This window comes from Planctellipticum variicoloris (assembly GCF_030622045.1).
GTDB lineage: Bacteria > Planctomycetota > Planctomycetia > Planctomycetales > Planctomycetaceae > Planctellipticum > Planctellipticum variicoloris.
Genome location: NZ_CP130886.1, coordinates 19,306 through 42,284, shown reverse-complemented (window position 1 = coordinate 42,284; position 22,979 = coordinate 19,306). Strand labels below are relative to the sequence as shown.

The 22,979-nt window shown below is 64.2% G+C and carries 17 protein-coding genes; 7 read left to right on the top strand and 10 right to left on the bottom strand.

What is annotated here, in order from left to right; genetic code table 11:
* Nucleotides 1-28: 28 nt before the first annotated feature.
* From SH412_RS00155 to lepA, 3 genes are all read left to right on the top strand, one after another.
* Nucleotides 29-1,795, top strand: a complete 1,767-nt coding sequence (locus tag SH412_RS00155) for a proteasome accessory factor PafA2 family protein (RefSeq protein ID WP_336521473.1) — start codon at nucleotides 29-31, stop codon at nucleotides 1,793-1,795.
* A gap of 74 nt (nucleotides 1,796-1,869) precedes the next feature.
* A complete protein-coding gene (locus SH412_RS00150; protein ID WP_336521472.1) occupies nucleotides 1,870-3,042 on the top strand; it encodes a DUF763 domain-containing protein in 1,173 nt (390 codons plus the stop codon).
* 216 nt (nucleotides 3,043-3,258) lie between these two features.
* Nucleotides 3,259-5,064: a translation elongation factor 4 gene (lepA, locus tag SH412_RS00145; RefSeq protein WP_336521471.1), complete on the top strand. Its 1,806-nt coding sequence runs from the start codon at nucleotides 3,259-3,261 to the stop codon at nucleotides 5,062-5,064.
* A 290-nt stretch (nucleotides 5,065-5,354) separates the two neighbouring features.
* On the opposite strand, the gene SH412_RS00140 is transcribed toward lepA, so the two are convergent.
* Nucleotides 5,355-6,515, bottom strand: a complete 1,161-nt coding sequence (locus tag SH412_RS00140) for an SMP-30/gluconolactonase/LRE family protein (protein WP_336521470.1) — start codon at nucleotides 6,513-6,515, stop codon at nucleotides 5,355-5,357.
* 252 nt (nucleotides 6,516-6,767) lie between these two features.
* Here SH412_RS00140 and SH412_RS00135 point away from each other — a divergent pair, with 252 nt between their 5' ends.
* A complete protein-coding gene (locus SH412_RS00135; protein ID WP_336521469.1) occupies nucleotides 6,768-7,802 on the top strand; it encodes an aldo/keto reductase in 1,035 nt (344 codons plus the stop codon).
* Nucleotides 7,803-7,827: 25 nt separating this feature from the next.
* Here SH412_RS00135 and SH412_RS00130 read toward each other — a convergent pair whose 3' ends face one another.
* The 4 genes from SH412_RS00130 to SH412_RS00115 all read right to left on the bottom strand — a co-directional run bounded on the left by SH412_RS00130 (nucleotide 7,828) and on the right by SH412_RS00115 (nucleotide 12,961).
* Nucleotides 7,828-9,096 carry a hypothetical protein gene (locus SH412_RS00130; RefSeq protein ID WP_336521468.1) on the bottom strand — a complete coding sequence of 423 codons (1,269 nt, stop codon included), beginning with the start codon at nucleotides 9,094-9,096 and terminating at the stop codon, nucleotides 7,828-7,830.
* A gap of 77 nt (nucleotides 9,097-9,173) precedes the next feature.
* The gene (locus tag SH412_RS00125; protein ID WP_336521467.1) at nucleotides 9,174-10,664 is read right to left on the bottom strand and encodes a PQQ-like beta-propeller repeat protein; all 1,491 of its coding nucleotides are present in this window, start codon (nucleotides 10,662-10,664) and stop codon (nucleotides 9,174-9,176) included.
* Between the two features lie 265 nt (nucleotides 10,665-10,929).
* On the bottom strand, nucleotides 10,930-12,021 hold the full coding sequence (locus tag SH412_RS00120) for a DUF1559 domain-containing protein (protein ID WP_336521466.1): 1,092 nt from the start codon (nucleotides 12,019-12,021) through the stop codon (nucleotides 10,930-10,932).
* Between the two features lie 307 nt (nucleotides 12,022-12,328).
* Nucleotides 12,329-12,961, bottom strand: a complete 633-nt coding sequence (locus SH412_RS00115) for a hypothetical protein (protein WP_336521465.1) — start codon at nucleotides 12,959-12,961, stop codon at nucleotides 12,329-12,331.
* A 278-nt stretch (nucleotides 12,962-13,239) separates the two neighbouring features.
* Here SH412_RS00115 and SH412_RS00110 point away from each other — a divergent pair, with 278 nt between their 5' ends.
* Nucleotides 13,240-13,566 (top strand): ArsR/SmtB family transcription factor, encoded by a 327-nt coding sequence (locus SH412_RS00110; RefSeq protein WP_336521464.1) that lies wholly within the window; start codon nucleotides 13,240-13,242, stop codon nucleotides 13,564-13,566.
* Nucleotides 13,567-13,618: 52 nt separating this feature from the next.
* Here the strand turns inward: SH412_RS00110 and SH412_RS00105 are convergent, their stop codons facing one another.
* The gene (locus SH412_RS00105) at nucleotides 13,619-14,797 is read right to left on the bottom strand and encodes a pilus assembly protein TadG-related protein (RefSeq protein WP_336521463.1); all 1,179 of its coding nucleotides are present in this window, start codon (nucleotides 14,795-14,797) and stop codon (nucleotides 13,619-13,621) included.
* Between the two features lie 73 nt (nucleotides 14,798-14,870).
* The gene (locus SH412_RS00100) at nucleotides 14,871-15,587 is read right to left on the bottom strand and encodes a hypothetical protein (protein WP_336521462.1); all 717 of its coding nucleotides are present in this window, start codon (nucleotides 15,585-15,587) and stop codon (nucleotides 14,871-14,873) included.
* A gap of 553 nt (nucleotides 15,588-16,140) precedes the next feature.
* Between SH412_RS00100 and SH412_RS00095 the strand changes: the two genes are divergently transcribed.
* Both SH412_RS00095 and SH412_RS00090 read left to right on the top strand, forming a co-directional pair.
* On the top strand, nucleotides 16,141-16,605 hold the full coding sequence (locus SH412_RS00095; RefSeq protein WP_336521461.1) for a TadE/TadG family type IV pilus assembly protein: 465 nt from the start codon (nucleotides 16,141-16,143) through the stop codon (nucleotides 16,603-16,605).
* Between the two features lie 401 nt (nucleotides 16,606-17,006).
* Nucleotides 17,007-17,795: a PEP-CTERM sorting domain-containing protein gene (locus SH412_RS00090; RefSeq protein WP_336521460.1), complete on the top strand. Its 789-nt coding sequence runs from the start codon at nucleotides 17,007-17,009 to the stop codon at nucleotides 17,793-17,795.
* Nucleotides 17,796-18,088: 293 nt separating this feature from the next.
* Here the strand turns inward: SH412_RS00090 and SH412_RS00085 are convergent, their stop codons facing one another.
* The 3 genes from SH412_RS00085 to SH412_RS00075 form a co-directional block, all read right to left on the bottom strand.
* Nucleotides 18,089-19,651 carry a S8 family serine peptidase gene (locus tag SH412_RS00085; RefSeq protein WP_336521459.1) on the bottom strand — a complete coding sequence of 521 codons (1,563 nt, stop codon included), beginning with the start codon at nucleotides 19,649-19,651 and terminating at the stop codon, nucleotides 18,089-18,091.
* Nucleotides 19,652-19,985: 334 nt separating this feature from the next.
* The gene (locus SH412_RS00080; RefSeq protein ID WP_336521458.1) at nucleotides 19,986-22,172 is read right to left on the bottom strand and encodes an ABC transporter permease subunit/CPBP intramembrane protease; all 2,187 of its coding nucleotides are present in this window, start codon (nucleotides 22,170-22,172) and stop codon (nucleotides 19,986-19,988) included.
* Nucleotides 22,159-22,920, bottom strand: coding sequence for an ABC transporter ATP-binding protein (locus SH412_RS00075; protein ID WP_336521457.1), 762 nt, complete (start codon nucleotides 22,918-22,920; stop codon nucleotides 22,159-22,161). The genes SH412_RS00080 and SH412_RS00075 overlap by 14 nt, the downstream gene beginning before the upstream one ends.
* Between the last annotated feature and the right edge of the window lie 59 nt (nucleotides 22,921-22,979).

The window sequence follows — 22,979 nt, the reverse complement described above, 5'->3', positions numbered from 1 at the left end:
TGTTCCGGGTGACAGGAGACGTGCTCAGGTGCTCGACCGCCTGATCGGTCTCGAAACCGAGTACCTGATCCGCTTTCAATCGGACGACGCCTCCCGGCCCTCCGATCGGGATTTGTTCGACCAACTCCTGGACCAGCTCGACAGCCAGATTCCGACTGCGGCCGCCGAAGGCAGCGCAACCGGCAAAGTCGGGGTCTTTCTCGCCAACGGCGGCGCCGTGTGGTTCGAAACCCGTCGGCCTGCATCGGGGATCGGCCTGGTCGAAGGGAGCACCCCGGAGTGCCGGAGCCCGAGGGCGCTGTTGGCGCAGCAGCGGGCGATGGATCGGCTGCTCGCGGAAAGCGCCCGGCGCGTCTCCCCCGATCGCTTCTTCCTGCTGAAGAATTGTCGCGACAGCCGCGGCACCGCCTACGGCGCCCAGGAAAACTACGAAGCGACCCTCGCGACCGGCTGGCGACTCACGCTCTGGCGAATCGGCGCCGGCTGCCTGATCGCGTTCCATGCGGTCCTGCTGCTGGCGCTGGTCGTTCCCCTGTTTCTGGTGCTGATGGCGTTCAACGGCCTGATCCTGGCCCCGCTGATTCTCTGGGCGTGCCAAGTTTCCGGGCGGCCTGCCAGCCGGGAACTGAAAATGGCCCTCTACGGTCGGGGCTGGTTCACCAAAGGGGACGCCGATTCGTATCTGCCCCCCTGGATCGAGCCGCCGATCGAGTCCCTGATGCGACTGCTGCTGGTTCCCAGCAGCCTGTTCTGCTCGCTGCTGGTGATGTTGATGCCGCTGCACCAGACACAGCGCCGCCTGCTGCCGTTCCTGCTGACGCGAACCATCTGGGCCGGAGCCGGGTGGATTGATCGACAGGGCCAGTTTCAGATCGCGGAGAAAGCGACCTCCCGGACGCGCGTCCTGTTCCACATGCTGCTGGACCATGATCGGCCGATTTTCGGGTTGGGGCAGTTCCTCAAACCGTCGCTGATGGCGCTGTTTCACCGTCCGTCGATTCAACAGTTATTTCACGACCGCCAGCGGATTCAGGTCTCGATCGGCGATTCGAACCTGTGCGAGGAGGCGGAATATCTGCGCATCGGCGCCACCGCGCTGGTGCTGGACGCGATTGAAGCCGGGGCGATTACAACCCCCCCGTCGCCGCGCTGGGCGCTGCGGACGCTGGGCCGGATCTCGCGCGATTCGAATCTGACGAACGCGTATCCGCTCTGGCGCGGGCGGTCGATGACCGCCGTGCAGATCCAGCGGTGGTACCTCAACGCCTGCCGCCGGTACGTCCACGAACACGAGCAGGTTTCGGACGAAGTCTGGGATCTGTTGTCCCGCTGGTCGGCAGTGCTGGATGACCTGGAAGACAATCGCGAAGCGCTCGTGGGCCGGGTGGACTGGATCACCAAGCAGATGCTGCTCGAACGGGCGGGTGCCGACCTGCCCGCCGAGTCCCGCAAAAAGATCGACCTCCGCTATCACGAGTTGTCTCCCGAAGGGTACTGGTCGCAGCTCGCCGCGGCGGGCCTGGCGACCGGCGTCGTGGCCGACGAGGAAATTCAGTACGCGATGCACTGGCCCCCGGCGGGAACACGGGCGATGGAACGGGGGCGGATGATTCGCGAGTTCTACCGGGGCGACGAAGCCATCGTGGTGAGCTGGGGCTCGATCAAAATCGGTTCCGGGCCGAATGCTCGGGTGATCCCGCTTTCCCCGGAGTCTGATGGCGCCGATTCGCGGCCGACGCCCGCCTCCGTCGACTCGGAGGTCGACGATGAAGATGTCTCCGCCGAGTCCGAATAGCCGACTGATTCCTGGCGGAGCGGTCGGCAGGACCGGTCTTCCGCTGCAAACGCCCGCGGTTTAGAGTTTCCGGCATGCATCGCCGACTCGCCCATCTTCCGCTGCATTCCGGCAAGGCCCCCGCCTATCTGTTTCAGCGGATGACCAAACTCGCCGGGGCGATCACCATGGCCGTCGTGGACCGCTACGGCCCGGACGAAATGCTCTGCCGGCTCTCAGATCCCTGGTGGTTCCAGGCCTTCGGCTGCGTGCTCGGTTTCGACTGGCACAGTTCGGGAGTCACCACCGTTACGTGCGGCGCTCTCAAGGAGGCCGCGAAGGTCTACGGCGACGATCTGGGGCTGTTCGTGGCGGGCGGCAAGGGGAACACCAGCCGGCAGACGCCGCGCGAGATCGCCGAGACGGCCGATCGAAAGTCCCTCTCCACCGGCGACCGGCTGATCTACGCCTCGAAGATGAGCGCCAAAGTCGATTCCGCCGCCGTGCAGGATGGCTACCAACTGTATCACCACTGCCTGTTTTTCACGCCCGCCGGGCAATGGTGCGTGGTCCAGCAGGGGATGAACGACGCAGCGAAAACGGCCCGGCGGTACCACTGGCTCGGTTCGATCCTGGAAGACTTCGTCTGTGAACCGCACGCGGGGATCGACGATCTGCAGACGCCACAAGTGCGGCCGCCGGCTTCGAGGCAAAAGGTCTTCAACTTCGTGGCGGGGGAAGGCCAGAGCAATCGGCAGTCGACGGCGGAGCTGCTCAAGGAGTCGCCCGAATGGATCGTCGCCCAGTGGAAACAGGCGACCTCCGGACCGACCTTGTTCGCACCGCAGCACCATCGCGTCCTGAAGTCGGACATCAACCCGGATCGGCTGCGAAAGCTGGTTCGCACCGCCCACGAGGCCCAGCCGCAGGGCTTCGAGCAACTGCTGGGGACGCCCGGCATCGGCCCGGCGGCAGTCCGCAGCCTGGCTCTGCTGGCGGAGATTATTTTCGATGCCCCGGTGTCTCATCGGGATCCGACGGAAGCACCGCCGATGGCCGGCGGTGAACCCCAACCGCCGGTCGCGGACGGCCGCCGCTGGGCGGACTATTCCTATGCTCACGGCGGCAAAGACGGCACCCCCTTTCCGGTCGACCGGGAGACGTACGACCGGAACATCGAGTTCCTGCACGATGCAGTCCGGGCGGCCCGGCTCGGGGATCACGAAAAGATCGAGGCTCTCGGCCGGCTCCGCGGAGCATCGCAATAACAGAACAACTCGTTTCCCAGTATGCGGTTGCGAATTCCTCCGCCGCCACTGGCGGGAAGGTCTGGCCGTCGCGACGTCTATTTCGGCCGCTGGCCGGACACGTTAGAATTCCCCCATCCCCGACGCGATCGGACGGCGAAGCGGGGAAAGTCCGCGCACAGTCCCAGCCATCCTCATCTCCGGGCAGCGGTCCGGGGACACGCCACAGAATTCCCCATGTTTGATCAGCGCTTCATTCGCAACTTCTCGATCGTGGCCCACATCGATCACGGTAAGAGCACGCTTTCAGATCAGTTGCTCCTCAAGAGCGGCGCAATCACCGAACGCGAATTCCGCGACCAGGTCCTTGACGATCTGCAGGTCGAACGCCAGCGGGGGATCACCGTCAAGGCGCGGGCGGTCGCGATTAACTACACCTACAACGGCCAGCAGTACGAGATCAATTTCATCGATACGCCGGGCCACGTCGACTTCCACTACGAAGTCTCCCGCAGCCTGGCAGCGTGCGAAGGGGCCCTGCTTCTGGTCGACGCCTTCCAGGGGGTGCAGGCCCAGACGGTCGCCAACGCCTACGCCGCGATCAACGCCAACCTGGAAGTGATCCCCGTCGTCAACAAGGTCGACCTGCCGATCACCCGCATCCCGGAAGTGCTCGATGAGATCGAGTCGGTCGTCGGGCTCGACACCACCGACTGCCTGATGACCAGCGGCAAGTCCGGCATCGGCATCGAAGAGTGCTTCAAGGCGATCATCGAACGGATTCCCGCGCCGAAAGGCGATCCCAAGGCGCCGCTCCGGGCGCTGATTTTCGACAGCAAGTACGACACCTATCGCGGCGTCATCACGTACATCCGGGTCATGGAAGGGACGCTCAGCAAGGGCCAGAAGATCTACTTCATGAAGGCCGCCACGGCCCACGACGTCCTCGAAGTCGGCCAGTTCCGACCCGACATGGCCCCCTGCGAAGACCTCGGCCCCGGGCAGGTGGGGTACTTCATTTCGGGAGTGAAGGAGCTGGGCAGCGTGCACGTCGGCGACACCGTGACCGACTTCCACAACCGCGCCACCCAGGCGCTCCCCGGCTACGAGATTCCGCAGCAGATGGTGTTCTGCGGCATGTACCCGATCGATGCGACCGACTTCGAGAAGCTCCGCGACGAGCTCAACAAAATGTGTCTCAACGACGCCAGCTTCTCGTTCCAGCCCGACACCAGCGACGCCCTCGGCTTCGGCTTCCGCTGCGGCTTCCTCGGCATGCTGCACATGGAGATCATCCAGCAGCGGCTCGAACAGGAAGCCGACGTCGACCTGATTCAGACCGCGCCGAACGTCACCTACGAGGTCCTGCTCCGCAGCGGCGAAGTCGTCGTCATTAACAACCCGCAGGAAGTTCCCGATCCGGGCCAGGTCGAAGAGTTCCGCGAACCGATCGCCCGGGTGCAGTTCATTCTGCAGTCCGAACGGATCGGCTCCATCATGCAGCTCTGCGCCGACCGTCGCGGGACGTATCTCAACACCGAGTACCTCGGCCCCAAGCGGGCGCAGCTCACCTACGAACTGCCGCTCGCCGAGATCGTCTTCGACATGTACGACCGGCTCAAGAGCATCACGCAGGGCTACGGCACGATGAACTACGAAGTCATCGGCTTCAAAGCCGCCGACCTCGTGAAGATGGATATCCTCGTCAAAGCCGAACGGGTCGACGCCCTGGCCTGCATCGTCCACCGCTCCGTGGCCGAGCGCCGCGGCCGGGCCGTCTGCAAAAAGCTCAAGGAAGAAATCACCCGGCACCAGTTCGAGATCCCGATCCAGGCGGCCCTCGGCGCCCGCGTGATCGCCCGCGAAACGATCTCCGCCCTCCGCAAAGACGTCACCGCCAAATGCTACGGCGGCGACATCTCCCGCAAGCGCAAGCTGCTGGAAAAGCAGAAGGAAGGCAAGAAGCGCATGAAACAATTCGGCGCCGTCGAAATCCCCCAGAAGGCCTTCATGGCCGTCCTCGTCGTCGGCGACGACGCCTGACGTGGACTCACGCATCGGGCCGGACCGCAAACTACGACGCGTTCTGCAATCGACTTGCCAATTCGTCCCTGCGCAGAGTTCCATCCAGCAACCCGGGAATCGCCGACGTCGCTCGCTTCGCTCGCACCGGAGCCGCCTTGGCGATTTCGCTGCATGCCCGCCCCGGCGCAACACAGCGATCGCTGACCCGCTCCGCGCTCAACATACAAAGACCCTGCCGGCGCTGTTGCGCCGGCAGGGCCTTTCACTCGCAAACACGTTCCAGCAGGCGGGAGCCTGCCCAGCGGCTATCAGGTGATGTGTGCGCCGCGGGTCTCGACGTAGACCGCATACAGCGACGTGCTGCCGGTCATGAACAGCCGGTTGCGGCGCGTCCCCCCGAAGCAGACGTTGCTGCAGATCTCCGGCAGCAGAATCTGCCCGATCCGGACCCCTTCCGTCGGCTCGAACACGTGGACGCCGTCGTACCCGGCCCCCACCCAGCCGGCGCTGGCCCAGATGTTGCCGTCGACGTCGCAGCGGATCCCGTCCGCGAGCCCGGCTTTCTCCTGCATTCCGTCGGGACCCTGACCGATGCTGACGGCCAGCTTCATCGACGCAAACTCGCGCCCCTTCGTCAGCTTCTTCTCGTCGACGACGTCCCAGACCTTGATGTTTTTCGGCGCGTCCGCGTAGTGCGAAGCCCCGGTGTCGGCGACGTACAGCTTCTTGTAGTCGGGCGAGAAGCACAGGCCGTTTGGCTTGTAGATCTCGTCGGTGACCTTTTCCAGCTTCAGCGTCTTCCCGTCGATTCGATAGACCGCTTCCTTCTGGTACGGCTGCGTCGACATGTTCGGAGCCTTGTTCCCCTCGTAATTCATCAGGCTCCCGTACCCCGGATCGGTGAACCAGATGTCGCCGTTCGGGTGGACCACCGCGTCGTTCGGAGCATTGAGCGGCTTGCCGTCGTGCTGATCGGCCAGCACGGTCACGCTGCCGTCGTATTCGTAGCGGACCACCCGGCGGTTGCCGTGCTCGCACGAGATCTGCCGGCCGTGGAAATCGAACGTGTTCCCGTTGCTGTTTCCCGCCGGATTGCGGAACGTCGTGACGTGACCGTCTTCTTCGAGCCAGCGGAGCTGAACGTTGTTCGGGATGTCGCTCCAGAGCAGATAACGACCCACGCCATTCCACGCCGGGCCTTCCGCCCACAGCATCTGGTCGCTGTGATACAGCCGCTGAATCGGCGAATTGCCGAGAGCGTACTTTTTGAAGCGCGGATCGAGGGCGACGAGGTCGGGATCGGGATAGCGAACCGGCGCAGCGCCGGGACCGTAGTCGCGGGCGAATGCCGCGGAGGCCGTCAGACCCAGCGCCCCGGCCGCCGCGGCCAGAAAGCTTCTGCGCGGAACGGCGGAGGCCGTTGATTCTGCGGCGGGGAAATGGTCCGATGCAACAGGCTGCTCTGTCATGCTGACTCCTCGATGTCACTGGCGCATAGTTCTCCGAAGCGGCCTCGCAGCGAGACATCGCCCCGTCCGGGCAGCGTAGCACGCCCGCCGGGACGACGAAACCGCCCGCTTTCGCGAACTTCAGGCATCCTTGGAGAGCCGAGTTGACGATCCGCCGAACCGCGCCTACCGTTGTGGGCAGGTGCGAATCCCGGCTCAGGGGCGTCGTGGCGGGGATGGAGTTCACCGGCGAGTGGCAATCGAGGCAGGATCATGGAATATCGACAGCTTGGCGGCTCGGGTTTTTCGGTGCCGGCGCTGACGCTCGGAACGGGAACATTCGGCGGCTCGACGGAACTCTTCAAGGCGTGGGGCGCGACCGATGTCGCCGAAGCGACCCGGCTCATCGATATCTGCCTCGAAGCCGGCCTGACGATGTTCGACTCCGCGGACATCTACTCCAGGGGACTCGCCGAAGAAATTCTCGGCCAGGCGATCAAAGGCCGACGCGACAAGGTCCTGATCTCGACCAAAGCCACCTTCCGCAGCGGCGAAGGCCCCAACGACGTCGGCTCGTCGCGCTTCCATCTGACCCGCGCCGTCGACGGCTGCCTGCAGCGACTCGGCACGGACTACATCGATCTCTTTCAGCTCCACGGCTTCGACGCAAAGACTCCGATCGAAGAGACGCTCTCGACGCTGGACGGGCTGGTGAAATCGGGCAAGATCCGCTACATCGGCTGTTCCAACTTCTCCGGCTGGCACCTGATGAAGTCACTGGCGATTTCCGAAAAGTACGGCTGGTCGCGTTACGTCGCCCATCAGGCCTACTACTCGCTCGTCGGCCGCGACTACGAACAGGAGCTGATGCCGCTGGGACTGGACCAGAAGGTCGGCGCAGTCGTCTGGAGCCCGCTGGGCTGGGGCCGGTTGACGGGCAAGATCCGCCGGGGTCAGCCGCTGCCGGAATCGAGCCGGCTGCAATCGAAAGTGGCCGTCGATGTTGGCCCCCCGATCCCGGACGAACTCCTCTACAATGTGGTCGATGCGCTTGAGGCTGTCGCCGTCGAGACCGAGAAAACGGTCCCGCAGATCGCGCTGAACTGGCTGCTGCAGCGGCCGACGGTGGCCACGGTCATCATCGGCGCCCGCAACGAGGAGCAGCTCCGCCAGAATCTGGGGGCCGTCGGCTGGAATCTCACGCCCGATCAGGTCGCAAAGCTCGATGCGGCGAGCGCCACCACGCCCGCCTATCCGTACTGGCATCAGCGCGGCTTCGGCGAGCGGAATCCGCCTGCGGTCGGTTAGAGACGGCAATGCGTCCGCAGTTCGACTACGGCCGCACGGCCTCGCTCCAGCCTGGAACGGTCTCGCTCAAAATCTCGCTGACAGCCCGACGTTCTTTGGCCGTGAACAGGGGATCGTCGGTCGCAGACTGGTCGTTGTTCAGCGCAGCGCGGAGCCGACGGAAGACCGCTTGCCGCAGCGGCTCCGGCAGGCCCGCGAAGGCGTCGGACTGGATCAGATAGCTGCACGGAAAGCGGAACATTCGCCGGGCGAGGTCGAACTCGCGGAGCGACCGTCCCCGACTGTCCCGCCGGCCGCGTGCGGCGAATTCCGCGGCAAACTCCGACGTACCCCGAATCGACGCTGTCAGACTCGCTTCCCCCTCGAACAACAGCATCTTCGCAACCAGCTCCGCCGACTTGTCGATCCGCTGCTGTAGCTCGGCCTCGGTGACGGTCGCACCCCGGTCCTGTTCGTAGAGTGCAGACCGGACTTCAAAACCGGCCTGGGTCAGCACGTTGTAAGTCGCCGTCTGGTGCTCCAGAACCATCAGCGCGACCAGATCGCTGTGCGGCGACAGGTACTGCCCGACATCGAATCGGCCCGAGAGATCGGTGACGTTCTGACCCGCTGCGTTGTCGATTTGCCTGGGCTTCTTGTTATCCGGCAGCGTGAAATTTCCCAGGTGCCGCTGGTCGCCATGAGTCCCCGTGACGTACCAGCCGCCCCAGCGCTGAGCGAGGGGACTGGCGTGCGTCGTCACGAAACTCCCGGCGCTGATCACGGGATGACCGTCCGGGTCGGGATGGACCGAACGGACCAGCACGCCGGGGACGTTGCGAGTCCGTGCCGCGCCGTGACAGGTCAGGCAGTTGTTCGTCCGTCGCTGAAACGAGGCCGGCTTCCCGGCATCCTGCGAGACCGTATAGAATACCATTCCCAGCCGGCGATCGGAGACGGCGATCTCGAGCAAACCTCCCTGCACGTATCCCAGATGGACGTCGTCGCTGAAGTAGATCGCCCGCGGAGTGCGCGGCCCGATCTTGTCGTCCTGCAGACTCGTGCGGGCGAACGTCAGGACCTGCGACGAAACCGGAATCTCCAGCGCTGCCAGCACGGCTCGCAAGTATCCCTGCGGTCCGCGGTGCTCCAGCGTCACTTCTCTGGAACCCAGCCGCTGCTGCAGCCGCGACACCCGGTTTTCCGGCGTCGCCTCGCTGTAGTTGATCGGTTCCTCTTCGTAGTTCACTCCCGCATTCGCCACGGAGAGCAGGCACACTCCCAGCAGGGCGACCGGAACACGGATCAGACTCATCGGGGAAGATCCTTCGAGGGGCCGGCGACTGCCCCGCCGTGGAATATGGATCGCACGGCGGGGCCAGCCGGTTCGGTTCAGGGTCTGGCGGACGCATTGCGGAGGCAGTAGACGAATTCGCCCGTGCGGATGATCAGACTGCCGTTGACGATTGCGACGCCGTATTGCACGGGATCGGCGAATCGGTTTTCACCCTGCACCCGATTGCGTTCCCGCTCCTCAGCCGTCATGGCAGGTCGTTGACCGCCAGCCTCGCGACCAGGCTGTCCCGACGATTCTGCCCCCGCGGGAGAGCCGCCTTCTGCGCGGTTCCCCGACGGACGTCCGCCGCCGGTTCGGCCTTCAGCGCCTTCCTCGCGACCGGCGGCCCGATTGCGGGCCACGGCCTCATTGCCGGCTTCCTCGGCGTTCCAGAGCTGGTTCTCCGCCAGGACCTCGAACTCCTGGCCGACTGCCAACACGGTCGTCAGTCCATCCTTGCCGAAGATGTAGAGCCGGTCGCCGATTCCGACCGGCGTCGCCCAGCACCCCTGCCCGATCCGTTTGGCGTAGTGTTTCTCGCCCGTCTGAGCGTCGTAGCAGAAGATGACCCCCGCCCGGTTCACCCAGTAGGCCAACCCCCGGTAGACCGTCGGCGAATTGAACGCCGGCATCGCTTCTTCCGTCCGCCACACGACCTTCGCCTGAAACCCGTCGCCGTCAGGCTCGATCGCGACAATGCCGTTCGTCTGGCGCGCTTCCGCCTCATTCTCGTTGTGCATCCCGGGGCTGGCGGCGATCACGAACCGGCCGTCGCCGATCGCCAGCGGGGTCGCGGAGCGGTTCCCCCCGATGTTCTCGGTCACCGTCCAGAGCTGCTTCCCCGTCGCCGGCTCGTAGCCGTCCAGCGAACCGGCCGAGCTGCAGACGATCTGCTGCGAATCGCCGACCGGCACGAGGGCCGGCGACGAGTAACTGGTCCGGCTGTCGCGATCGGTCTTCCAGCGCGTCTCGCCGGTCCGTTTGTCGACCGCCAGCAGGTAAGACGGACCTTCATGATCGATCAGCAGCACCAGCGAATCGCCCGCCTGGAGCGGCGACGCCGCCAGTCCGATGGTCGATTCGAACGGTCCGTAGTCTTCCGTCAGCGATCGCTGCCAGAGAACTTCACCGTCGTGAGACAGCGCGACGAGATTCCCCGTCTCGAAGAAGGCATACACACCGTGTTCGTCGACAATCGGCGTGGGGGCCGAACGGCTCTGAAAGTAGTTGCTGCGGACCGGCTGCGACGACTCGAACGTCTGCTGCCAGGCGATCGCGCCGTCAGCCAGTTGCAGCGCCACGATCTGGCAGCGCTCCTTCATCGTGCCGTCGATCGACGTCACATAGATCGTGTCGCCCAGGATCACCGGGCTCGACTGCCCCTTGCCGGGCAGTTTCGTTTTCCAGGCGATGTTTTCATCCGGCGACCACTTGGCCGGGATCGAGGCGGGGTCGACCGTGCTGGCGCCCTGTCCGAGAAACGCAGGCCACGACTCGGGCGCGGCCGCCAGAGCGGCGGCGAGAATCCACGAAACGGCGAATTGCATGCTGGACATTCCTTGGTCGATGATGAATGAACTTCGGGGACTCGGGCGGCTGGCGTCGTACATCTCGCAGCCGCGTCCGTAGCATTCGCGTCCGCCGGTGGAAGCTGTCGGAAGGACGTTGTCGCAGTCAGAGCGACGAAGCAGATTCCCAGGGCCAGCAGATCGAGCTGAAGCTCGACCTGCAGTCGCCGGAACCAGGCTGAACGCGACAGCGAGCTGGAAACCATGAGCGAGTCTCCTGGCTAGAGGGAACGGCAGACGAACATCAGAACTCGCCGATCGTCTCCCCGCCGGCGCGAGTCCCGACGGCGCGCCAGATCGGCAGATCGACGTTCTCGCTGACGAAGCGGACCGCGCCGTCGCACATCAGCGTGTGGACGCCCCCGACGTGATAGCTGCGCGCGGCGAAAATCCCGTTGCCGCACGTCCCCATGTCCGGCACGTCGCTGTTCGGATTGTGGTAGTGGTGGTACGCGGTCCAGTACTCGCGCCCATGCATCCAGCCGGCCCCCCGCTGCCCCGCCCAGCCGCGGCTGATCGCGACCGTCGCCGCTTCAAAGTCGGCCGGGTTGTTCGGCGGCCGATAACCGTTCGCCAGCCCCGGCGTCGCCGGTGGAACCGTGCTCGACGTCCAGACGCACGACACGTTGATGTAACTGCGACGACGTTCCATGTCGTTCGTCGGCGCGGACACCGTCTGAACGGGGAAACCAAAGATCGACTCCGAGAAGGCCGCGGTGTTGCTCATCCCGTCGGCGATGTGGGCAAACCGCACCTTGGAGTTCGTCCAGACGAGGCCATCCGTCGGCGCGCGACCGTCATAGTTGGTCCCGACCGCCGTCCCCTGATTGATGTGGTAATTGGTTCCGGCATACGTAAACGTCGCGCCGGTCGCACCCCCGGTGGTTCCGGATTTGACTTCGAACGTCGCCGGCCCTGGATCGCTGGGGCACAGGAACACCGACAGGGGAGTCTTGACCAGGTTGACCTGCGGAGGATTGACGTCGCCGGGGCAGCAGCCGATCTGCGGTTTCAGACTGAAGTCGATCAGATTGTGCAGGGACGCCTGGTCCATGTACGGGAGCAACTGCGCCTGCACCGAATACGAACCGGAGTTCGCGGACCCGTAGGAATAGAAGCTGGGGATCGTCGCATGAGTACTCTCGTAGTTGTGCAGGGCCAGGCCGATCTGCTTGAGATTGTTCTTGCACTGCGTCCGCCGGGCCGCTTCGCGCGCCTGTTGAACGGCGGGGAGCAGCAGTGCAATCAGGATGGCGATGATCGCAATGACCACCAGCAGTTCGATCAGCGTGAATCCGTGCCGTGCACGGACCGCAGGGAGTTGTGTTCGAGGCATCTTGGAAGTTCCTGCGAGCAATGTCTGGGCGCACCTTCGGTCGCCGACTGCGCGCACGACGAGCGCAACGGTTCGAACCGGGGCGGAAGTGGAGTCAGGGGCAGCGGCCGACAATCCGCAAAGCGTCAACGATCGACGTGCGGCGAATGTTGGCACGCTCACGACAGGAACGAAGACCCTGCGTTGTGGACACCAAGCCCGGGGTCCTGTGTGAGCGTGCGAGCAGACGCCGCAGGAGATCGCTCGCACCGGCTGCGCAAAACACCCTCGATGGGGCCGTCATCGCAGACCGGGGAGCAGCGCGGAATCAGACCGCAGAGAACAGCGAAGCCGCAACGCGTGGCGGCGGCACCGGCGGTCGAACGGCGATCGAAACCACCACGTCCGAACCCGCGTGTTCCCAGGCGCCGGGCAACAGCCCGGGCCCCGAGATCTCAGGGGGACAGAATGGCGTGCACCAGGGTAAGGCATTCCAGAACCAGGAGCTCCCCTGGCACTCCTGCATCAGGGCAATCACGACGACCTGTGTCGTCGAATCTCCCTTGGAAGTCGGCCTCGACTTTGCACTCTTTCCGGCGAGCGACAGCGGGCGGTCCGCCTTGCGGCACTTCTCGCACCCGCCCGTGGCAGCCAGCTTCCGCGGCTGCTCGCTGCGCGCGGCGGCAATCACAAACTCCGGGACGTTGACCCCTTGCGACTTCGCCCAGGCGACTTTCTGCGCGTTGGTAAAGCAACAGCACTTCTTCCAGCACTGCTCCGCCGACCGACAGCCGCACGGCCGGTTCTGGCAGGGAAATGGCTGCGAACGATCTTTACCGCCGGTCGGGATTGAAAACACCGGCAGCGGAACGAGCGACGCGCAGACCCCCAGAAGCATCGCCAGACCAGTCAGTCGGCGTGCCCAGAATCGCTCGCTTCGAAAATGCCGGGTGAAATCCATCTGTTTCCGCTCCGAATGCCTCGGAGACTGCAGAGATTCTCGACCGGCTTGATGTCCACGCCCCTAAACTACGGCCGACTTCCGCGCGATGCAATCCTGGTCCGACCTTCGACGTCGACTTCCCCAGTTGTGGGAATCGCCCGTCCATCCGGCAGGTCTTCCCCCGCCGCTCGGGACGGCCCGGCGGAATTGCCGGACCGCGTCGGCGGGACTATCATCGCCGCTGCTGCAAATCTGTCCCGTTTTGCGAACCCGTCGTTCCCACGCAGGCTTCCGTCGTGGATCAAGATACCTTCCAGGCGCAGTCCTGCGCCGACCAGCTCAAGGCTCTCAGCGAACCGCTGCGGCTGCGGATCGTCGATGTCCTCCGCCACGGCGAAATGACCGTCGGCGATATCGCCGAGTTTCTCGAAGCCGAGGTCGTCACCGTCTCGCACCACCTCGGCATCCTGAAGCACGCCCACCTCGTGACCGTCCGCCGGGAAGGCCGCTTCATGGTCTACAGCCTGCGGAAGGATCTGCTGGAACAGGCCTCCGGACGCGCGAAGCAGTTCCTCAATCTCGGCTGCTGCCGGATCGAAGTTCCCGAGACGAAGCCCGAATAGAGCATCGTCGACGGTGCGATTCCGAGAGCATGATCTGGCGGCGCGTCGTGGTTTACTTCACCAGCCGCGGCGGCGTGAAGTAACTGTCGACGGCGATCGGCGCGTTGCCCGGAATGACCGCGTGGCTGACGAACGGACACGGCTGCACGATGACTCGTTTGTTACTGCCCGTTAACTGCACGTAGAGAATGCGGATGGGAACAAACTTCACGATCGTGTACGTCGCGTTGTTCCCTGGGCCGGAGACTGCCGTGAACAGCGGAATCAGTCGCGGCTGCCCCTTGATCGCCTCCAGATCCGCCTTGATGCCGGCGCTGATGCCGGTGTCGCCGTTGATGTAGAGCGGTCCGTTGTCGGTCGTCAGCTTGCCGCCGAAGTACGACAAGTCCGTTTCGTTGAGTCCATGCAGAATCTGGCGTTTCAGATCCGCGGTACTGTTGTTGGGGTCGCCGAGGTCCACCGTACCCCGATTGCCGGGCGGAAGGGAGTTGACGCCGTATGGATACAGATCGATCTCCTTGACGCCATCCGAACCGGAGGAAATCGCTTTTGTCGTCGTATTGAACGCGTAAATGTCGCTGCCGATTCCCGCCATCAGGTTGTTCCAACTCCCCAGATCGAGCGCAATCGGCAGCACATCGGCGGTCAGTCCGCTGCCGGGCTTGAGCTGGATCCCGACGCCGACCCGCAGCGCGGCATAGGCAGTCTCGTTCAGATTCGAATACTTGTAGCCGATGACCGGCGCGAACAGCAGCGGCAGCGGGCCGCTTCCCTTGGACCCGGCGCCATCGCGGCGGACGGTCACCTTGACCAGATTGTAGGGCGTGGCGTCCCACCTCTTTTCCCACGTGCCGGAAGCGGCATTCCAGTCGTACTGACCAAACTGCATGTCGGTCGCGGTCTGAATCGTCGTGCTGTTCTGGTCCCCGTTGGGATTCTTGTCGGCAACGTATGTGGCAGCCGTCCGCCCGAACGCCGCCGCCGTCGACGGCGTCAGCTTTGGGCCAAAACCAAGGCCGTCCCCCAGTTCGATCGCCGCAGCCAGCGCGGAACCATCCACTGCCGATTGCAGTTGCGTCTTTGTCCGCGAGACGTATCCCAGATCGACGGCGAACGCCACCAGGGCAAAGAGGAACGTGATCAGCAGCGCGGTCAGAACCACGATGTTTCCGGACCGGCGGGACCGGGCGCGCGACGCGTTGCGTGGCGAACCGGGGATCATTCGACGCATGGCACATCTCCCGTCGAGAGATTGAAGCAAGGGTTGCGCGGAACGCCGCGATGCGGCATTTCGCTGGCCGAAACTACGGCGTTTCCTCGACCACGGGAATCGTGGCCTCGGCACTCGTGGCGTCGTACTGATGCACGACGCGTTCCGTCGAATCGGTCGCAACCAGTTTCCCGAGCGAGTAGTAGCGAATCTGCTTGATCTTGAAGGTCTTGACCCGATGCGAACCGAACGAGACTTTCGACTCGGTGGCCGAGAAATCGGGGCGGTAACCCGAGAGCGTGGTTGCGGTCGTCGGAACCGAGAGCCGATACTGGCCGTAGTCGCCGAACGTCCCCCACGTCTGGCTCGTTCCGTTCCGGACCGAGTAGTAGAGCGTCCCGTCACGGAGCGTCATTCGCATCGTGTAAGTAATCTCTTCCGCCGGGATCGCCAGCGTCCCGCGGTCGATGGTGCGGGTCGTTGCGACACAGGTGTCCGGCCCCGTCCACCGCTGCAACTGCAGCCCTCCGCTCAGATACTCCGGCTGAGTGCAGTGATTCAGCTCAAAGATCGCGTGTTCGCCTTCAGTCGTGCCGAACGGCGAAATCACGTTGAGAATCTGCGGACTGTCATTCTCCACATCCGGCTCGCCCAGCAGGAGAGACCAGTCTTCTTCGATCCGGTCCACCTCGGTCGGCACGGCGACGTCCGTCGACCAGCCGGACTGCGTGGCGATGGCGACCAGGACGAGCGACAGCATCGTCAAGCGGTGTCGAGTCAGGCTCCGCGAAGCATCCGGAACTCTGAGCATATTGGCCTCTCCCTCGAATATCCTCTGGCGGAATCCAGCTCCGCAATGATCTTCCCGGAAGCGACCGCACGGCGACGCCTCCTCTTCCTCATGACAGTCCACTGGCGCGAGCTGGCCCGCTCGCGGTGCTGAAGGATCGAGGGAATGATCCAAGGGGAGCCGCAATTCCTGCGGCCAGCTTCCAGTCGACACTGTCCCGCGCAAGACTAGGTCGCAGTTCGCGTCCGTCAAACAGACGCCAATTCTTTTTCGCGAAATAGCGTGGCCCCAGATCGGATGATCCGCGGGATGTGGACAAGCCGCCCGCAATAACCGCTACGGACGGTACTGTCACTCACCGCAGCAGACCTGTTCGCAGCACTGATCGCCACGGCCGATCCTCTGCAACCGGAACTTCCGGATTCACGATTTCGACGGATTATGGACTCCCAGTTTGACGCACGACTCTCGCGACTTAAGGTGACTTAGACGGCGGGTCTGCGCGCGTCGCGAACTCGTCAATAGGAGCGGGCCGCTCGACTCTCCGCCAGCAATCGCCAGCACTGGAAAGGCCATGCGGACTATGAAACATTTGCCACCCCGCCCTCCCATCCAGGGTCGCCCGCGCGAAGGCGCCGCGATGGTCGAAATGGCCGTGGTGCTGCCGGTGTTCGTCCTGCTGCTGATGGGCGTCATCGAGTTCGGCCGCGGCATGATGGTCTCGAACATGGTCGTTAACGCCGCACGCGAAGCGACGCGCATGGCGGTCCTGACCGGTTCGACCAACACCGAAGTCACCTCCGGCGTCACGTCCTTCTTGCAGCAGAGTCTGAGCGTCTCGCCGGGCGACGTCACGACGACGATCACGATCACGCCGGCGACCGGCAACCCGGATCCGAACAACAGCCTGGCGTCATCGAACAGCCGGGACCTGATCACGGTCACCGTCCAGGTCCCCTTCAGCAAAGTCTCGCTGCTGCCGCCCAGCTACATGAAGAACACGCTCATCAAGGGCCAGAGCGCCATGCGTCACGAGTAACGGGGGCTCTCTTTCAGACACCGCGTCATTCGACGTCCCGGCATCGGCCTCGCGCTGGTTCCGGGACGTTTCGTTTCTGCATGCACCGCTCGCGGCAACGGGATGTCGTCCGCGCCAAGTCCAGTCAGCGATGCGACTTCTGAGACAAAAGACGCGAAATCTGAATTGTTCACTCCCGCGTCCATGCGATTTCTTGGCATTCGCCGACGGGGTGCCTAGGGATTTGTACGGTTTATGCCGTTTTCCGGAATTCTTACGCTTGCGAAAGGCTTTCGCGGCCGGCACGATCTCAAATCAGACAACCGGTCTTCGCACGGTTGTCGAACGGGAAGGGATGTCCGGTCAGCGGGCTAGGAGCGGGCCAGGATGAGTTGCATTTGCGGGGCAAAGGGACAGAGGAAATGAGACGGGCCATTGGGGGATTGATTGCGATGCTATTCATCGCGATCGGCGGCGAGGCGCGTGCGACAATCGTTTTCGAATACAACGGCGGGTCGGGCAACCACTACAACCTGATAGGTAACGGATCAAGCCCACTGATCTCTGACGGGCCGGTCGTTGAAGGTTACGTGAACATGATGAACCCGAATGTGAACGCAGTTGTCGACATCGGAAGCGTCGATGCCACTCTAAGCCTGAAGATTGAAGGTGGGCAGGCGATGATTACCGAGATCAGCTCTCAGGGGGGAGGACCAAATCAGATGTTCTTCAGCAGCGTGTATTTTATGCCCCACGCCGCGAATGACCGGAGCCCAGATTACGTCCCGATGTTCTCGTTCAGCGATCTTGAATTTGAGCTCGGATTCAATCCTTCGACCGGCCCGGATGGGTCCAAGATCAAGATCACCGTCAATTACGGTGCGACAGGCGTTGCGACGTTCGAGAAACCGCAGCCGTTCGAACAGCCGGCACGATTTCGCATCATTGGCAATGCCGGCGAGCAGATTACGAAAGTCACTGTTGAATCACTCATCCCAGGAATAACGCCCGGAACATTCGTCACTGGTAAGTACCTTTCAGAAATCAAGCAGATTCGTTTGGGAGGCGTTAACACCACCGATTCAACGATCGATGACCAAGGCGACATCGTCCCCGAACCGACTTCCCTTGCCCTTGCCGGTTTCGCCGGGATCGGGATGGCGGTCAGCGCCCTGCGTCGCCGTCGTCAGGCAAAAACGCAAGTCGCGTAGCTGGACTCGCGAACGCATTTCAACTTCGGAGCGGGCGGCCATCTCGGCAGCCCGCTTGCATTGATGGATGTCTCGCATCGACGCCTGGATTCGATCGTCACGGACGCTGCCGGCGGCCCGTGATCGCTCGGGCGCCGCGGATTGATCACGCGATCGTGACACGAGGCGTCGCAGTCCATGCCCGGACCGCCGGCGCCGCGATGATCCTGACGAGTGCCAGCAACGAAACAGCGGCAGCAGTCATTCCCGACTGCTGCCGCCGTGCTGGTCAGCTCAATTGCGAAGTCGACCGATTACTTCTTCTGGTACGAATTCGCCGGCGAGCTCTGATCCCACTGGTAACCCGATTTCGTCACATTGCTGACGGTCGTCGTCCAAGTTCCCTTCGGGGCCTTCGAGATCTTGTAAACCACCTGCCCCTTGGTGTTGGTCGTCGCCGTGCCGCCGTACGTCGTCGCCACCGTGCTGCACTTGATCGCGGCCGACACCACAGCTCCCGTGACGGCTGTCCCGTTCTGGTCGACGATCGTCACGGTCACCTGCAGATCGGCTTTCTTGGCGCCCACCGCGGCATAGGCAATTGACTTGACCTTCATACCAATAATCGCGGGCGGCGGAGTCGGCGCAGGTGCTGGGGCCGGAGCGGGGGCACTGGGGGCGGTCAGACCGACTGTGGCCACGCCGTAATCCACCTGCACCCGGCCCGATCCGTACCACGTGTCCGAACCGGCCGTTCCCAGGTCCAGGGCCGAAGCCTTCAGCATGTCCCAAATGTACTCATTCGTCGCCGAAGCGCCGTACTGGCCGCGACCGGCTTCCAGCAGCACGGCCGCCGCCCCCACGGCGTGCGGGCACGCCATGGATGTCCCCGAGTAGTACCCATATCGCCCACCCGGCAGCGTCGAGTAGATGCTCGAACCCGGCGCCGCCAGCTCCACCGCCGGCCCCGTGCACGAGAACGACGACCGCACGTCGCCGCTGGTCGTCGCCCCCACCGCCAGCACCGAGGCGTACCGGGCCGGATAAATCACGTTGTCTTCCGTCCCGGCGGACGTGCCATAGTTCCCGGCAGCGGCGATGTTCAGGATCCCCGCGTTGTGGGCGTTAATAAACGCCGTCTCGACGATGCTGCCGGGATTCGCACTGCTCCCGTAGCTGTTATTCGTAATGTCGATCGGCACGCTGTTCTTCACGCACCAGTCGAGCGCGGCAATCATGTTGCTGTACGAGCCGCTTCCCGTGGCATCGAGAACTTTCAGCGCATACAGATTGACCGACGGGGCCACCCCCACCACGCCCGCGTCGTTGTCCGCCGCCGCAATCGTGCCGGCGCAGTGCGTCCCGTGCCCGTTGTCGTCCATCGGGTCGCTGTCGTTATTCACGAAGTCATACCCGCCGCGGTAATTCGGCTTGAGATCGGCGTGGTTGTAATCCACGCCGGAATCGATCACCGCCACATTGATCCCGAGGCCCTTGTAGGCGGGGTTGCTCGTGTGGGCGATTCCCGCGCCGATTTTCTTGACGCCCCAGACCGCATCCAGCTCGGCGTCGACCGCCTCGATCAGTCCGTCCGGCTCGATGATCGCCACGTCCTTGTGCTTGGCGAGCGCTTCGGCCGCCTTCATCGGCAACTCCACCGCAAACGCCGGCACGATCTGGTACGTGCGACGAACGGTTCCGCCGTTCGCCTTGACCAGATTCTGCTCGGCCTGGCCGGGGACCTTGCGGAAGGCGATCAGGACATCCACCTTCCCGGGGGCGGCACTCTCGGCCGGCGCCGCCGGGACGAGGATCGAGCCGGCAACCAGACCGGTCAACAGGGCGCAGCGCAAGAACCGTGTGTTGCAAAACGGCATCAGGGGGCCTTTCCTGGATCGAGGTCTGCCGAGTCTTCGGAGACCTGAGACGAAGGGATGACAACGAGAAAAAGAGAAACAGAAGCCGTGAAACTGGCCCGAAGTTCACGACATCGAGAGACGGCCGCCGGGGAATGGCGGTCCGAGACGCAGCGTCTTCTACCTTATCGGCGGACGGCGTCAAACAAAGAATGGGGGCTTTGCGCAAAAAATGCGGTGACGATGCGCCGCCGCAACGTCCCCCAGCTTGACAGACGCTCCAAAGCGTGGACATCTGCCGCGAACTGCCAGCACGACAGTCGCGACAGTTTTCCAGTCCGCCACTGAGCGCCGTTCAGGACGGAGGCGTTTCACGATCCCGCGTTGAACCGACCCGAATCGCGATCAGCAAGGCGCCCGCAACCGTCAGCACCGCCGCGCCGATCAGCCACCCCGCCGGCAGATGTTGCCGGCCCTCCACATCCAGCCCCCAGCGGGTGATCCACTTCGGCGCATCCGACAGCGACAGCAGCAGGCCGTTGTGCAACACGTGCAGCAGGATTCCCGGCAGGACGCTCCCGGTCCGCCAGCGCACGACCCCCAGGATGAGTCCCAGAAAACAGGTCGGAAAGAAACGCTCCCACAGCACCGAGTCCCGCACCACCACGTGCAGCACGCCAAACAGCGTCCCCGTGATCACGATCGTCCCCACCGCCCGGCAGCGCGTCGCAATCGCGGCGTACAGCCAGCCGCGGAAGAACAGTTCCTCGCAGACCGCCGGAACCAGCGCCAGCGCCACCAGCCGGCCCCACAACGGCACCGCCTTCAGGAACGCCGCAATCCGTTCCGAAAAGCCTTCCAGCATCTCCAACCGGTCCGCAGGCAGCAGCCAGATCTCCAGCTCATACGCCCACGGCCACAGCGAGACCCCCAGCAGAGCCGCACCCGCAAACCCCGTCCAGCGCACCGGCGCCAGCGAAAACGCCTTTGTCTGCGGAATCCGCGTCCAGAACGCGAACGCGGCCGGCCACAGCGCAAACAGCAGGATCGTCACCGTGCTCGTGCCGACCAGCATCAGCGGCGGGGCATGCTCAAACCACCGGGCCGGCAGGCCGCCGAGCAGAATGAACGCAGGGAACAGCACCACCAGCGAAAACAGCCCCTGCAGCCAGGTCGGACCGGCTGCGACGTGCTCCGGCCGGCGGAGCCAGTCTTTCCAGGTCCCCTCGCTGGCGTAGAGCATCGCGTCGGTCCCGAAAACCCGCGCCGCCCAGGCCAGGGCCCCCGCCGTGTAGAGCGCCGTCGACAGAATCGCCGTCGCCGCCAGGGCCGGGTTCGCCCGGCCGTCGAGCAGATCGCGGGCGAGGACCACAATGTTGATCAGCGGCGTGACCGCCAGCGCGGCCGTGAACTCCAGCCCAGGCAGCAGGCTGAAGACCCCCGGCGCCAGGGACAGCAGCATCAGCGGAATCAGGTACGCCTGGGCCTCTTTGAAGCTGCGGGCGAAGCTGGTCAGGATCAGCAGCACCGCCGAGAAGAACCCGGCGAACAGCACCAGCAGTCCGAAGAGCTGCACGAAGACGATTGGCTGATATCCGCCGTCCCCGAGCAGAAGTTTATCGAGGCCGATCGAGTACAGCGTGCCGATCATGGCCACGGAGTTGGCGATCGCCGTCAGAATCGCAACGGTCAGCACCGCGACATACTTGCCCAGCAGCAGTTCGTAGCGGGGGACTGGGGCCGAGATCAGCGCTTCGAGCGTCCCGCGTTCCCGCTCGCCCGCCGTCAGGTCGATCGCCGGATAGACCGCGCCGGTGACTGTCATCAGAATCAGGATCAGCGGGGCAAGCGCCGCCAGGGAGATCGCCGGCCCCGATTCCCCGGCAATCGTCCGTCGCGACAGTTCGAGCGGCAGAAAGACCTGCGGAGCGTACTCTCTCAGGACAGTCCGGGCATAGGCGTCGTTGACCGCGAGCAGTCGTTCCTCGACATACTCGCGCGCCTCGCGCGAATTCTGCCAGCCGGCGACCGCGATCAGCTCGCACTGGACGGCCCCCGCCTTGCCGGCGTCTCCATCGGCCGGGACGACCTTCACTCCCAGTTCCGCCATCCGCTCGCGGAGTTGCTCCTCCACGTCGAGCCGCTGCTCGGAGCCCTCAGGCGTCAGGAAGCGGAGCTTCGGACGGTCGACGGGCTTGGCTGCGTCCGGCGTTTCCGTCGGAGAGGCGACCTCGCCCCGTCGCCGCTTGAGGATTTGGTCTCCGTCCCGGAAACGACCTTCAAACAGTTGGGCGGCATGCGTGGTTTCGAAGACGACGGTGTGCTCCACCCGGACGCCCGGATCGATCTGCGAGAACATCACCTTCTGGAACGACACGCCGAGCAGCGGATACACGAGCAACGGCATCAGCAGCAGCGTCAGCAGCGTCCGGCGATCCCGGAGGATCTCGCGCAGCTCCTTCGCCGCCAGCCGCATCCAGCGCGGCGTCCATCGTGCGGCGGCCGGAGCAAGTCGGCGCATCTCCGGCTCAGGCGACTCCATGCGCGGCTCCCTCGGTCCGGGGAGCGTTCAAGAGATCGAGGAACATTTCGTAGAGCGTCGGCCGCCCCGTCGCCGCCTGCAGCTCGGCCAGCGTCCCTTCGTAACGCAGCACGCCGCGGTTGAGCAGCCCCATGCGGTCGCAGACCAGCGCGGCTTCTTCCAGGCGATGCGTGCTGACGATGACCGCCCGCCCCTCAGCCCGCAGCCGGGCGATGTACTCGAAGACCACGTGAGTCCCCACGACATCGAGACCGCGCGTCGGTTCGTCCAGCAGCATCACCGGCGGATCGTGAACCAGCGCCCGCGCCAGCGTAATCCGCTGCTTCTGCCCGGTGCTCAGCGTCGAACACCGCTGGTCCAGAAACCGCCGGAAATCGAGCAGATCGGCGAGCCGTTCGATCCGCTCGGTCACGACCTCCGGCGGAACGTCGTAGAGATCCGCGAAGAACCGCAAAGTCTCGCGGGCGGTGAGCATCGGGTAGAGCCCGGCGCTCGCCGACACCAGACCGATACTCCGTTTGACCGCTTCGGGGGCTTCCGTGACCCGATGCCCGCCGACAATGGCCTCGCCGGAGGTGGGTTCGAGCAGCCCGAGAATCATCCGCAGGGTCGTCGTCTTGCCTGCGCCATTGGGCCCCAGCAGTCCGTAGACCTCTCCCGCCTGGACCGTGAACGACAGACCATCGACCGCGGTCAGCGTCCGGCCTCCCGCGGAAAACTCGCGTCTCAATTGCGAAACGACGATCATGAAACGCCCGACTGGCGGCGGAGTAGCTCGCGATCAGATTCGTGCCGCAAGTCTAGCCC

Coding starts and splice junctions, on each gene's coding strand:
- SH412_RS00150 (WP_336521472.1), top strand. CDS start 1,870: ATGCATCGCCGACTCGCCCATCTTCCGCTGCATTCCGGCAAGGCCCCC.
- lepA (WP_336521471.1), top strand. CDS start 3,259: ATGTTTGATCAGCGCTTCATTCGCAACTTCTCGATCGTGGCCCACATC.
- SH412_RS00140 (WP_336521470.1), bottom strand. CDS start 6,515: ATGACAGAGCAGCCTGTTGCATCGGACCATTTCCCCGCCGCAGAATCA.
- SH412_RS00135 (WP_336521469.1), top strand. CDS start 6,768: ATGGAATATCGACAGCTTGGCGGCTCGGGTTTTTCGGTGCCGGCGCTG.
- SH412_RS00130 (WP_336521468.1), bottom strand. CDS start 9,096: ATGAGTCTGATCCGTGTTCCGGTCGCCCTGCTGGGAGTGTGCCTGCTC.
- SH412_RS00125 (WP_336521467.1), bottom strand. CDS start 10,664: ATGCAATTCGCCGTTTCGTGGATTCTCGCCGCCGCTCTGGCGGCCGCG.
- SH412_RS00120 (WP_336521466.1), bottom strand. CDS start 12,021: ATGCCTCGAACACAACTCCCTGCGGTCCGTGCACGGCACGGATTCACG.
- SH412_RS00115 (WP_336521465.1), bottom strand. CDS start 12,961: ATGGATTTCACCCGGCATTTTCGAAGCGAGCGATTCTGGGCACGCCGA.
- SH412_RS00105 (WP_336521463.1), bottom strand. CDS start 14,797: ATGCGTCGAATGATCCCCGGTTCGCCACGCAACGCGTCGCGCGCCCGG.
- SH412_RS00100 (WP_336521462.1), bottom strand. CDS start 15,587: ATGCTCAGAGTTCCGGATGCTTCGCGGAGCCTGACTCGACACCGCTTG.
- SH412_RS00095 (WP_336521461.1), top strand. CDS start 16,141: ATGCGGACTATGAAACATTTGCCACCCCGCCCTCCCATCCAGGGTCGC.
- SH412_RS00090 (WP_336521460.1), top strand. CDS start 17,007: ATGAGACGGGCCATTGGGGGATTGATTGCGATGCTATTCATCGCGATC.
- SH412_RS00085 (WP_336521459.1), bottom strand. CDS start 19,651: ATGCCGTTTTGCAACACACGGTTCTTGCGCTGCGCCCTGTTGACCGGT.
- SH412_RS00080 (WP_336521458.1), bottom strand. CDS start 22,172: ATGGAGTCGCCTGAGCCGGAGATGCGCCGACTTGCTCCGGCCGCCGCA.
- SH412_RS00075 (WP_336521457.1), bottom strand. CDS start 22,920: ATGATCGTCGTTTCGCAATTGAGACGCGAGTTTTCCGCGGGAGGCCGG.